At 73.4% G+C, this 12,317-nt stretch carries 10 protein-coding genes; 6 read left to right on the top strand and 4 right to left on the bottom strand.

The window, feature by feature from the left end:
* Positions 1-168: 168 nt before the first annotated feature.
* Positions 169-1,503, bottom strand: a complete 1,335-nt coding sequence (locus ABYE80_RS09850; RefSeq protein ID WP_372790105.1) for an NAD-dependent malic enzyme — start codon at positions 1,501-1,503, stop codon at positions 169-171.
* Between the two features lie 75 nt (positions 1,504-1,578).
* Between ABYE80_RS09850 and ABYE80_RS09845 the strand changes: the two genes are divergently transcribed.
* Both ABYE80_RS09845 and ABYE80_RS09840 read left to right on the top strand, forming a co-directional pair.
* Positions 1,579-2,973 carry a cytochrome P450 gene (locus tag ABYE80_RS09845; RefSeq protein WP_372790104.1) on the top strand — a complete coding sequence of 465 codons (1,395 nt, stop codon included), beginning with the start codon at positions 1,579-1,581 and terminating at the stop codon, positions 2,971-2,973.
* 24 nt (positions 2,974-2,997) lie between these two features.
* Positions 2,998-3,873 (top strand): glycosyltransferase family 2 protein, encoded by an 876-nt coding sequence (locus tag ABYE80_RS09840; protein WP_372790103.1) that lies wholly within the window; start codon positions 2,998-3,000, stop codon positions 3,871-3,873.
* Between the two features lie 31 nt (positions 3,874-3,904).
* Here ABYE80_RS09840 and ABYE80_RS09835 read toward each other — a convergent pair whose 3' ends face one another.
* On the bottom strand, positions 3,905-4,822 hold the full coding sequence (locus ABYE80_RS09835) for a glycosyltransferase family 2 protein (protein WP_372790102.1): 918 nt from the start codon (positions 4,820-4,822) through the stop codon (positions 3,905-3,907).
* A gap of 135 nt (positions 4,823-4,957) precedes the next feature.
* Here ABYE80_RS09835 and rsgA point away from each other — a divergent pair, with 135 nt between their 5' ends.
* The gene (gene rsgA, locus ABYE80_RS09830) at positions 4,958-5,974 is read left to right on the top strand and encodes a ribosome small subunit-dependent GTPase A (RefSeq protein WP_372790101.1); all 1,017 of its coding nucleotides are present in this window, start codon (positions 4,958-4,960) and stop codon (positions 5,972-5,974) included.
* Between the two features lie 22 nt (positions 5,975-5,996).
* Here the strand turns inward: rsgA and ABYE80_RS09825 are convergent, their stop codons facing one another.
* Positions 5,997-7,085, bottom strand: a complete 1,089-nt coding sequence (locus tag ABYE80_RS09825) for a hypothetical protein (protein ID WP_372790100.1) — start codon at positions 7,083-7,085, stop codon at positions 5,997-5,999.
* A gap of 23 nt (positions 7,086-7,108) precedes the next feature.
* On the opposite strand from ABYE80_RS09825, the gene ABYE80_RS09820 reads away from it, so the two are divergent.
* From ABYE80_RS09820 to ABYE80_RS09810, 3 genes are read left to right on the top strand one after another with little or no spacing between them, the layout of a single operon-like run.
* The gene (locus tag ABYE80_RS09820) at positions 7,109-7,753 is read left to right on the top strand and encodes a DUF5987 family protein (RefSeq protein WP_372790099.1); all 645 of its coding nucleotides are present in this window, start codon (positions 7,109-7,111) and stop codon (positions 7,751-7,753) included.
* Positions 7,750-9,486 carry an FAD-dependent oxidoreductase gene (locus tag ABYE80_RS09815; protein ID WP_372790098.1) on the top strand — a complete coding sequence of 579 codons (1,737 nt, stop codon included), beginning with the start codon at positions 7,750-7,752 and terminating at the stop codon, positions 9,484-9,486. Before ABYE80_RS09820 ends, ABYE80_RS09815 begins: the two co-directional genes overlap by 4 nt.
* A gap of 24 nt (positions 9,487-9,510) precedes the next feature.
* Complete coding sequence (locus ABYE80_RS09810) at positions 9,511-10,350, top strand: crotonase/enoyl-CoA hydratase family protein (RefSeq protein WP_372790097.1); 840 nt, start codon at positions 9,511-9,513, stop codon at positions 10,348-10,350.
* A 46-nt stretch (positions 10,351-10,396) separates the two neighbouring features.
* Here the strand turns inward: ABYE80_RS09810 and ABYE80_RS09805 are convergent.
* Positions 10,397-12,317: CocE/NonD family hydrolase C-terminal non-catalytic domain-containing protein (locus ABYE80_RS09805; protein WP_372790096.1), on the bottom strand; the 1,921-nt coding region annotated here is incomplete at its 5' end.

Genomic DNA, 12,317 nt, shown 5'->3' with positions numbered 1-12,317 from the left:
TGATGACGCCGGGGTGATCGTGCATCACCGCGCAGAGCGTCTCCTGGTTGCTGCGGAAGTCGGCCTCCTGGCCGTCCTTGATGTCCCAGCGGATCTTGAGCATGAAGGGCATGGGGTGGCGCTCCTCGGGCGTCGAGCAGGATGGGTCAGCCGACCCTACACCCGCGCCTACAGGCCGCTGGGAGTGTGGTCCAGCCGCGCGACGCCCTCGTCGATCGCCGCCTCGCGCACCGCGGCGGTCACCCGCTCGTGGACGTTGTGGTCCAAGGCGTCCGGGACGAGGTCGTCGCCCTCGGCGAGGGCGCTGATCGCGTGGGCGGCAGCCAGCTTCATGCGGGTGGTGATGCGGTCCGCACCGGAGAGCAGCGCGCCGCGGAAGATGCCCGGATAGCCGATCACGTTGTTGACCGAGCGACCGTCCGCGGCATACGCGGCGCCCGCCGCGCGAGCCGCGTCGGGGTCGATCTCCGCCACGGGGTTGGTGAGCGCGAGGATCGCCTGCCCGGGCCGCACCATCGCGGGCGTGATGAGTCCCGGCCGCCCCGTGGTCGCCACCACGATGTCCGCGCGCGCGAACACGTCCTCCATGGTCGTGACCTCGATGCCCTGCTCGACGGCGCGCTGATGGCTCACCGGGTTGGGATCGAAGGCCAGGACCTCCTTCGCCCCCGCTTCGCCGACCAGGCCGGCGATACCCGACCCGGCGGCGCCCAGGCCGAGCTGCCCGACGGTCACCTCGTGCAGGTCGCGGCCGAGCGCGCGGCAGACGGTGAGCACCGCCGCAACCGTCACGACGGCCGTGCCGTGGACGTCGTCGTGCATGACCGGCTGCCCGAGCTCCTCGATCAGCCGCCGCTCGATCTCGAAGCACTCCGGCGCGCTGATGTCCTCGAGGTGGATACCGCCGAAGCCCGGAGCGATCATCTTCACGGTCCGGACGAACTCGTCGACGTCCTTGGTGTCGATGAGGACCGGGACGGCGGAGATCCCGGCGAACTGGGTGTAGAAGACCGCCTTGCCCTCCATCACCGGCATCGAAGCCACAGGCCCGATGTCCCCGAGACCGAGCACCCGCGTGCCGTTCGTGCAGATCGCGACGGTCCGGCCGATCGCGGTGAAGCGCGAGGCGAGCGCGGGGTTCTCGGCGATCGCCGAGCAGACCCGCGCGACGCCGGGCGTGTAGACGTCGCGCATCTGCTGCGGTGTCTCGACCGGGGTGACGGCGTGCATCCGCAGCTTGCCGCCCTCGTGCCGCAGGAACGCGCGGTCGTGGTGCCAGACCAGGCGCACCCCGTCGAGCTTCCCGAGATCCTCGGCGAGCTCCCAGCCGTGCTGCGGGTCGCGGACCTCTACGGTGATCTCGCGGTCCGTGAGCTCGCGCCCGAGGTGGATCGTGACGATGTCGCCGATCAGGCCGCCGTGCTCGGCGATCACGCCCGCGACCTTCGAGAGCTGACCCGGTCGATGGGGAACCTGCAGCTTGTACGTCACGTCGAGCGCCATGGTGCGAACCGTATGGGAAGGGACCTCGTCAGCTGAAACTGGCTACGTAGCCAGTCCGCCCACTAGGCTTGGGACATGTCCCTTGCCGGCCCCCCGCCCCCGTCACTGCTGGAGCGCTCGCCGTACGGGCGGATGGCCCTCGACCTCCGCGTCGAGGCGCGTTCCCGGACGGCGATCCCCTTCCCGCCGGGAGACACGCGCTTCAGCGTCACGCGCACCCAGCGGTTCGCCCGTAACCCGCTGCCCATCCTGCTCGACGCCTACGACCGGCACGGCCCGGTCTTCACGCTGCGGATCCTCCACGGGCTCGTCGTCTTCGTCCTCGGACCGCAGGCCAACCACCACCTGCTGGTGTCGAACGCCAAGAACTTCTCGTGGCGGCAGGGACACTTCTCCGATCTGCTGCCACTGCTGGGCGACGGGCTGCTCACCATCGACGGGGACTTCCACCGCCGGTCGCGGAAGATCATGCTGCCCGCGTTCCACACCCAGCGCATCCGCGAGTCCTACGCGACGATCGAGGCGGAAACCGAGCGGGCGCTGCCGCTGGTGCGGGTCGGCGAGACGCTCGACCTCTACCACTGGACGCGCGAGCTGGCCCTGCGGATCGCGATGCGCGCGCTGTTCGGGCTGGACCCCGACCGCAGCGCCCGCGACGTGGACGCCGCCGAGGAGTTCGAGCAGGCCCTGGGCTTCTACGCGCGCGACTACACGTTGCAGATCCTGCGCGGGCCCTTCACGCCGTGGGCGCGGATGCACCGGGCGCGGCAGCGGCTCGACGCGCTGATCCTGTCGGAGATCACGCGGCGCCGTCGCACCGGCGAGCGGGGTGAGGACATCCTGTCGCTCCTGCTCGACGCGCAGGACGAGGACGGCTCGCGCCTGTCGGACCAGCACGTGCGCGACGAGGTCATGACCCTGCTGTTCGCCGGGCACGACACGACGACCTCGACGATCTCCTTCATGTTCTACGAGCTGAGCCGCAATCCCGACGCACGCGACCGGCTGCGTGACCGGCTCGCCGCCGGCGACGACGGCGGCGAACTGCGCCGCGTCATGGACGAGACGCTGCGGCTCTACCCGCCCGCGTGGGTCGGCCCGCGCCGCTCCATCGAGGCGTTCGAGCTGTGCGGGGTCCGGGTGCCCGGCGGCGTCCCGGTGAACTACTCGTCGTGGGCCAGCCACCGCCTGCCCGACGTGTGGGAGCAGCCCGACGCGTTCCGGCCGGAGCGGTTCGCCGAGGGCGGTGAGGTCAGCAAGCTGCCCAAGGGCGCCTACGTGCCGTTCGGCGGAGGCTCGCGCACCTGCATCGGCATGCGGTTCGGGCAGGCCGAGATCGCGGTGATCGCCCGCGCGCTCATGGAGCGCTTCGACCTGGACCTCCTGCCCGGCTACCACCTGCGCACGAGGCAGATGCCGACGATCGGCCCGGTGGGCGGGCTGCCGATGCGGGTGCGCGCAGCGGCGTGAGCCGGGACGGGCTAGGTTCGGGTGGTGTCCGGACCACGCCCCGCCGTCGACGTCATCGCACCGGTGGCCGCGGACGCCGTGGTGGTGCGAGCGGTGCTCGACCGGCTGCGCGCCCTGCACCTCCGCCCCGGGGACACGATCACGGTGGTCGACAACCGCGGCGTGGGGGTGACCGATCCCGACGTGCTGGTGGCGACGGACGTGCGGACCTCCTACTACGCGCGCAACGCGGGCGCCGCGCGGGGGACCGCCCCATGGCTGCTGTTCCTCGACGACGACGTCGACCCTCCGGCGGACCTGCTCGACCGGCTCTTCGATCCGGTCCCCGGCGACACGACCGGGGTGCTGGCGGGGGCCGTGCACGACTCCGACCCCGGCCCGAGGGGCTCGATGGCCGAACGCTACGCGTATCTCAAGTCGTCCATGAGCCAGGCGATCACGCTCGCGCCCGACCGGGGCGATCGCGGGTTCGCCCAGACCGCTAACGCCGCCGTCCGCCGGGTGGTCTTCGAACGCGTCGGAGGGTTCCGCCCGGACGTGCGATCCGGCGGTGATGCCGACCTCTGCTGGCGTGTGCGGGCGGCGGGGTTCGAGCTCGAGCACCGTCCGGACGCGGCGGTCGTCCATCGCAACCGCAGGACGGTCGGCGCGATGCTGGGCCAGCGGTTCCGACACGGCACCGGGGCCGCCTGGCTGGACGCCGAGCATCCAGGGGCGATGCCGGCGCGGCGGTGGCCCGGGCTGCTGTGGTGGGGCGCGCGCCGCGGCGTCGCCGGTCTCGCCGCCCTGCGCCGCGGTGATCGCGACGCGGCGATCCTGGGGCTCCTCGACGGCCCCACCGTGTGGGCGTTCGAGCTCGGGCGGCGCATCCCCAACCGGCCCCTGCCCCGCCGGCGCTGACGCGCCGCGGGCCCACCCCGCGCCCTACCGATCAGTACGCGGCCCGGCGCCCGACGCGCCGGCGCAGCACCGGCACGCGGAGCGCCCCCACGCGCAGGCGTTCACGCCGGCTCAAGCGGCGGACCTCCGCGACCGACGCCCAGGCACGCAGCGCACCGGCCACATCGCCCGTGCGCGCAAGCCCGTCGGCCAGGGCCGCGAGGTCTGCCGCACGAGCCGCGGCGATCGCCGCCCCGTCGGCGGCAAGTGCGACGTGCGCTGCGTGCACCTCGAGTTGCGCCCGGGCGAGCCCGGCCACGTCGGCGGTCAGGCCCCCCGGATGACGGCGGTAGCGCACCACGGCCCCGGGCACGCACAGGGCATCGCATCCGGCCGCGCACAGCCGCAGCCACAGGTCCCAGTCCTCGGCGACGCGCACGGGGCCGAGCATCCCCCCCACCCGTTCGAGGGCCTGCCGGCGGATCACCACGCTGGACGTCGGCACGGGGTTGGCCGAGAACAGCGCAGCGCCGAACTCCGCGGCCGCGTGGCGGCCCGCCGCAGGCTCGGCCCACTGCTCGCCGGTCTCCCGCCCGTCGACCCCGATCACGCGCGCGCGTCCGAAGCACCACCCGACCTCCGCGGCCTCCGGCGCGGCCATGGCCGCGATCTGGCGGCCGAGCTTCCCCGGCTCCCACACGTCGTCGGCGTCGCAGAGGGCGATGAGGTCGCACTCCGGGGCGAGCGCGTCGACGCCGGCCGCCCGCGCCACGGCAGGGCCGGCCGCGACGTCGCGCCGCAGCAGGGTGACGCGCTCGCGGTGCTCGGGGTGCAACCGCACCGGCAGCGGCGACCCGTCGTCCACGACGACCACCTGCGCGGCAGGCTCGTCCTGGACGAGCACGGCGTCGAGGGCCTCCGCCAGGTACGGCGCGAAGCCGTGGACGGGGATCACGACGCCGACGGACACCGGGGGGACGCTACTTGCGTCGCGTGACGAAGGGCGAACGGCCCGCTACTCTGGGGTTTCCCGTTCCCCGGTTCGGAAGGCCTTCACCTGCCGCAGCTCCATACGCCGCAGACCGCACTCGGCTGGCGCCCGCGCATGGCGCGCGCGCTCCAGCGTCTCGAGCTCGGCTCGGCGAAGGCCGCCCGCGTCGTGTCCGTGGACCGTGGACGTCTCCTCGTCGTCGACGACGGGACGGGCCCGCGTCCCGCGGTCGTGTCCGGCACCGTCCGGCACCGGGGCACCGACGAGACCGCGTTCCCGGTCACCGGCGACTGGGTGGCGCTCGACGGCGACCGCGTCCTCGCCGTCCTCCCCCGCCGCGGACTCCTGCAGCGACCGACACCCACGGGCCCGGAGCCGCTCGTCTCCCACGTCGACCTGGTGCTCGTCGCCCATGCGCTCGCGGAGGACCGGGCGATCGACCGCCTGCCCCGCTTCACCGCGCTGGCCGCCGCCGCGGGAGTCCCGTCGGTGGTACTGCTCACCAAGGTCGACCTGCTCGACGAACCGGCTGCAGCCGCGCAGGAGATGTCCGAGGCGCTCGGCGGCGCCCGGGTGGTCGCGGTCAGCTCCACCACCGGGCTCGGGCTCGATGCGGTGCGGGAGCTCATCCCGATCGGGACGACGGCCGCCGTGCTCGGCGCCTCCGGAGCGGGCAAGTCGACGCTGGCCAACACGCTGCTGGGCGAGGATCGCCAGCGCACGGGAGCGGTGCGTGAGGACGACGGTCGTGGCCGCCACATCACCGTCCGCCGCGACCTCCTGAAGCTGCCGAACGGCGGGCTCCTCATCGACACCCCGGGCCTGCGCACCGTCGGGGTACGCGGCGATGTCGGCGCGGCCTTCGACGACATCACGGAGATCGCGGCCAGTTGCCGCTTCGGCGACTGCCGGCACGAGCAGGAGCCGGACTGCGCGGTCCGGGCCGCACTCGAGGACGGCACGCTCGCGCAGTCGCGCTTCGCCGCGTTCCTCGCACTGGGCGAGGAGGCCGCGGGCGTCGCAGCACGCGAGACCGCGGTGGCACGCCGAGCGGGGTCCGGACGGCGCCCGCGTCCGACGGACCCGTCGGCAGGCACGCGGCGCGAGTTGCGCCGCCAGCAGCAGGACTGACCCGCGGACCGAGCCCGCGGCGCTACCCCGCGCGCCGCAGGAAGCTGCGCAGTCCGGCGGTCGTGCGGATCGCCGAGCGGTCGTAGACGCCGACGTACCGCAGCCGTCCGTCGCGCAGGCCCAGCAGCACACCCGACCGCCGCGACGACTCGAAGAACGTGGTGCGACCGACACGGACGCGCCGGACCCGGCGCGGGAACCGGCGTCGGACGGTGCGGCTGCTGGACCCCGGACGGACCCGGGCGACCTTCACCGCGGGGCTCGTGGTCAGCAGCAGCGCGGTCGGGGTGTCCGGGTCGGTCCCTCGCGTGCCGCTGCGGTCTCCGCGCTGCCCCACGAGCACCTTGCCGCGTGCGCTCAGGCAGTACCGCAGGTAGCCGCGATGGACGCGGACCGGCGCGCCCAACTGGGCCCGCACCCGGGACTCGGGGTCACGGAGCCGCAGGGACGCCAGACGTGTCCGCGAGACGGTCCCCGCCAGCGTCGGACACCGCGCGACCGGCGCCGCGCCCGGCCCGTCGTCGCCCGCCGGCGGCGCGGCGTACACCGGCCGGGACGGATCCGCCGCCCGCTCGATGCACGCGGGGTCGGCGTCGAGCTCGTTGCGGGTGATCACCCCGCCGGTCCCCGGACCGAAGTGGCGGCTGAACTCGCTGGGAATCCCTGGGATCTGGGAGGGGTCGGACGTCCGCCCGTTGATGTTGAAGTTCGTGACCCAGGCCCCGCCCTCACCGCGGGCCTTGTCGAAGAAGTAGTGCCCGTCGTACTCGTAGGTCTTCGTGGTCTCGTCGTCCTGTACGAACGACCCTCGCCAGTGGTCGGACTGGAAGTAGAAGCACTTGGGCACGGCGGCCGCGACCCGGGCCGGCTCCTGCAGCAGGAACTGCACGACGCCGAGTTCACTGACGTTCTGACGCCGCTTGTCGAACTCGACGCAGTAGGGGTCGGCGGCGGGATCGGGCACCGCGGCCTCGAAGCCGGCCTGCTGCAGCGTGCAGCGGAACGGGTTGGTGCCGTCCCACCCGGTCGGGGACTGCGCCGCCTGGGCGGACCCTGCGGCGGCCAGCGACACGGCGACGGCGACGATGAGTCCGACTGGCTCCCACCTCATGTAACGGAGTGTATATTGAACGCGTGCGTTCGGAGGAGGCAACCCGGCGGGAGTTCCTGGCACGCGCCCTCGCCACGGGCCTCGCGGCGACCGTGGCGGGCGCCCTACCGACGGCCCGTGCGCTCGTGGCACCGGAGGCCGCCCGCGCGCAGGACCCGGGCTTCGACGCCGCCACGCTCCAGGCGTTCTACGACACCATCATCCCCGGCCGGAAGGTCACGACGACGAGCCTCGGGGCACCCGTCCACCCGAAGGCGATCCTCGGCGTCGACGACCGTCCCGGCGCGGTCGAGGCCGACGCCCTGGCCCTCGGCAACCACCCGCTCATCGGCTTCGCGTACCTGGCGCCCGCGTTCCTCGCCGACCTCGAACTGCGCGCCGCGGCCGCCGGCGGCTCCGACTTCCTGTCGCTGGACTGGGACGGACGCGAGGCCGCCTGCCGGTCGGGGTTCGCGTTCGACAACCCGCTGCGACTCACCTGGGAGGCCGCCGGCGCAGTGCCGTTCGTGGCCTTCTGCGCCGCGGGCATGATCCCCGAGCAGACCGCGGAGAAGGCGGTCGGCTACCGCGTCATGGGCCTCCCCGGGCGCGTGTCGGCCGGGTACGCCGACGCCAGCTACCGCCGGCGGCTCTCACGCGAGCGGACGAAGACCGGGAACCTGCCATGAGCGAACGCGTCGACGTCCTCATCGCCGGATCCGGCTTCGGCGGCGCGATCGCCGCCTACCGGCTCTCCGAGCTGTACCGCGCCGCGGACCAGGACCCCAAGGCGGTGCTGGTCCTCGAACGCGGGCCCCGGATGCAGCACACGGACTTCGCCCAGTCGATGCACGTGGAGCACCTGTCGAAGGTCTACGAGCTGGTCCAGGGGCAGGGCGCGCAGTTCGTCACCGCGACGGGCGTCGGTGGCGGTTCCAACCTCTACCTCGCCGCTTCGCTGCGGGCGCCCCGGGAGACGTTCGAGCGACGCGACCGCAAGCCCGGCGACGGCCCCGACCGCCGCATCTGGCCGGCTGCGATCAGCCGCCAGACGCTTGACCCCTACTACGCACGGGTGGAGGCCGCACTGCGCGTCCAGCGTCCGACGTGGTCGCAGGTCTCACGCAGCGGCGGCCTCTTCGCGGCGACCCTGGACGCCCAGGGCCACACGTGCGACCGCGTGCCGCTGGCGATCAGCGCCAAGCGCTGCGTCGACGCGAAGTGGTGCCACACCGGCTGCATCCACGGCGCCAAGAACACCGTCAACACCAACTACCTTGCGAGCGCAGAGGCCGCCGGGGTCCGGGTCCGGCCCCTGCGTCGCGTCGAGTCGGTCCGGCAGAGCAGCGCGCGGCCCTATCGGTACATCGTGACCGTGAGCGTGATGGACCCGGTGAGCAAGCAGGCCACCGGCAGCGAGGAGATCGAGTGCAAGGCGCTGATCCTCGCGACCGGCGCCATGAACGACGCCCCGATCCTCCTGCGCTCCCGCAACGACCTCCCGGCCCTGAGCGAGCAGGTCGGCCGCCACCTGGGCGGCAACGGTGACCACGTCGCCGCGATCGAGTACGACCCGAAGAGGGTGCGCGACGTCCTCGGCCTGCCCGGCTACGGCGCGTTCCACAAGGGCAAGCCGATCACGACGATGACCTACGACTTCTGGGTCGGGCGCCGCTCCAACCGCTACGACGGCACGCGGTTCACCCTCCAGGAGATCTTCCTGTCGTCGCTGACCAACTTCCTCTACGACGACGGACGCGCGCCCTCGGGCGAGCCGTCGTTCTGGGGACGGCAGAAGAAGGACGCGATCGCGAACTGGAGCAACCGCATCGAGTTGCTCGCGATGGTCGAGGACACGATGGACGGCACCTTCCTGAGCGCCTCCCCCACCGGGGGCGGCGCCGTGCCCCTGGGATCTGGCCCGGTGTCGTTCGGCACGTTCAGCTACGCGCAGTCCGACCAGTCGATCAAGGTCCGGGAGGCGGCCGACCGGGCCATGGCCCGCATCGCCTCCCACCGCGGCCTCGGCCGCTTCATGAAGCTCACGGAGACGCGCGGCATCTACGCCGCGCATCCGCTCGGCGGCTTGCGCATGGCGGAGTCGCCGGAGCTGGGCGCCGCCTCGCCCGAGGGACGGATCCACGGCTACGAGGGCCTGTTCGCGTTCGGCTCGTCGATCATCCCCACCTCGCTGGGCGTCAACCCCTCGCTGACGATCGCCGCGGTCGCGGAGCGCTGCGCCGAGCAGCTGATCGCCTCCGCGGGTGACCTCGGGCTGCCGACGGCGCCTGCGGGATTCCGCCACGGGGTGCCGCGGGAGATCATCGGCGAGCGGGTCGAGACGCCGGGCCGTCCGCGCCCCCCGAGGCGCCGTCGCAGGCGTCGCCGTCGCCGGACCGGGCGACGCTCCAGAACGGCCTGAACCCCGGCCCCGTAGGATCTCGCCATGAGCGAGGATCGCGTCCGTATCGACATCGCCGACCGCGTCGCCACCGTGACGATGGTCCGCGTCGACAAGCACAACGCGCTCGACGAACCCATGTTCCGCGCGTTGCACGACGCGACGGAGCGGCTCATCGCCGACGAGTCGGTGCGCGCCGTGGTCCTGCGTGGGGAGGGCAAGAGCTTCTGCTCGGGCCTCGACGTCCCGAGCTTCTACCAGGAGGGCGCGATGCCCTCGGACGGCCTGCTCGAGCGCGAGCCCGGACAGATCGCCAACTTCGCCCAGCGCGTCGCGACCGACTGGTCCGCGATCCCGGTCCCGGTGATCGCGGCCCTCCACGGCAACGTGTTCGGCGGGGGCGCCCAGATCGCGCTCGGGGCGGACATCCGCATCGCCGCCCCCGGGACCCGGATGTCGATCATGGAGATGAAGTGGGGCCTGATCCCCGACATGGGCATCACGCAGTCCCTGCCGCGACTCGTCCCCGTGGACGTCGCGAAGGAGCTGACCTACACGGGGCGGATCGTCGACGGGGCCGAGGCCAAGGCGCTCGGGCTCGTGACGCGGATCGAGGAGGACCCCCACGCGGCGGCCGACGCGCTCGCCCGGGAGATCGCCTCGAAGTCGCCGGATGCCGTCCGGCGGGCCAAGACGCTGTGGGAGGAGGCCTACGTCGGCGGCCTGTCCCCGGCCGACGGCCTCATCCTCGAGACGGAGCTGCAGCGCGAGATCATCATGAAGCCCAACCAGCTGGCCGCGGTGCAGGCGGGCTTCAGCGGCGAGCCGGCGCAGTTCGCCGATCCCACGCCCTCGAAGGTGCAGACCACCGCGCAGGCGGTCTGACCGCGCAGGGCGGGGCTCGGCGGCCCCGACCTGCGCGACAGCGCTCCTACTTCAGCCGGAGGTTGGCGCTGCGCGTCCGGCCGCCCGCGACGACCGTGATGCGGTAGGTACCGGCGACCATCGCCCGCCGGCCGCGGAGCACGACGCGGGCCGAACGGCCCTTGCGTGCCGCCCTGCCGCTGGCGACCAACCGTCCCTTCCGCGTGATCCGCACCGAGATGGTCCGACCGCGGGCGGCGCTCTGGGACAGCCGCACGGTGCACGTCACCTTCGGCGTCCGGGCGCCGGTCACCAGGCAGACCACCTGACCGTCGCGTCCCTTGGGACCGAGGCGACCGGCCGGTCCGCGCAGACCACGCGGACCCTGCGCGCCGTCCTTGCCGTTCGCGCCGTCCTTGCCGTCGACGCCGTCCTTCCCGTCGGCCCCGTTCCTGCCGTCGGCACCGGCAGGCCCCTGCGCCCCCGGCTGCCCGCTCGCGCCCGCCGGACCGGCCGGACCCTGCGCCCCCGGCTGACCGTTCGCGCCCGCCGGACCCGCCGGACCGGGTGCGCCGTCCTGACCGTTCGCGCCGTTCTGACCCGCCGGACCCGCCGGGCCGGGCGCGCCATCCTGACCGTTCGTGCCGTTCTGACCCGCCGGGCCGGCCGGACCGGGCGCGCCGTCCTGGCCGTTCGTGCCGTTCTGACCGTTCGTGCCGTTCTGACCGGCGGGACCCGTCGGTCCGGTGGGGCCCGCAGGCCCGGTGGGACCGGCCGGACCCTGGCCGCCGCCGGCGACGGGGCCCCCGAAGTCCGGAGCCAGCGTGTACCCCGCCGGAAGCGTCTTGGGCGCCGGCGTGCGGACCGGGCCGACACCGGGCGCCTCGGTGACCGGGATCCTCGCCTCGAGGTTGGTGATGACCACCGGTGTCTGGCCGTTCGCCGGCCGGCTGTACGGGGCGTCCACGGCCAGGACCTCGACCTTCACCGTGTGGCCGGGCGCGAAGTGCCACCCGTTCGGGTGCAGCTGGAACACCTCTTCGGCAGGGATGTTGCCGGTGACCTGCTTGACGCGCAGCAGCCCACGCGCGACGAGCGTCTGCGACCCGTCGGGCGCGATGTCGAGCAGGCGCGCGGCGAGCTGGTTCGTCGGCCCGACGGACAGCACGTTGAAGCTCAACGTGGGGGACCCGAGCAGGGTGAACCCGGTGTCCGGGACCGCCTGCCGGATCACCGCCGTCCCCGGCGCGTCGACGTCGTCGGAGGTCGCGCACGCACCGGATCCCGCGACCGGGTCGAACGCCTGTCCCGCACGCGGGTCCCCGCCGCTCGTCACGACCTGGGTCTGCGGCGCGCTGATCCGCACCTCCCCCGGTGCGAGCCGCGCCCAGTCCGGCGCGACGTGCTCGGGCCCCGAGGACGCGGTCTTCGGGCAGGTCTGCAGGATCGCCCGCGCGTCCTCGGCCGGACGGTCGCCGACCCCGCCGAGGAAGTGGTCGAGGAACGCCTGCTGGCGGGCGTTGAGGCGGCTCACGTCGGCCCCCTTGTTCTGCCCGCGCTGATGCCCGTAGTCGAGGAAGTACGTCGACACGTAGGCGTCGGGGAACTCCGCCTTCGTGCGGTTGCGGAACCGGATCGCCTCGTCCGCGGGGAACAGGTCGTCGGTCCACCCGCTGGAGATCAGCAGCGGCGCGGGCGCCTGGCGGTGATCGATGTAGAACGAGGAGTGGTGGCGCTTCAGCTCCTCGACGATGCTCGGCGTGAGCGGGTTGAGGTCGTACGGATCGCCCGCGAGCACGCCGAGGTACCAGGTGTAGAGATCGGCTCCGGGCGCGGTGAGCGGCACCGCGTACTGCGACCCGAGGATGCCGGTCGCGAAGAGCCCGGTGACGAACGTCGCCTTCATCACGCCGACGCGGTCCCCGTAGCTCGGGCCGTTGGCGTAGTCCAGCGTGCGGCCGGTCGGGACGAGCGAGTACGCGAGGTCC

This window comes from Paraconexibacter sp. (assembly GCF_041602235.1).
Taxonomy (GTDB): domain Bacteria; phylum Actinomycetota; class Thermoleophilia; order Solirubrobacterales; family Solirubrobacteraceae; genus Paraconexibacter.
This window is presented reverse-complemented; position numbering and strand designations above follow the sequence as displayed.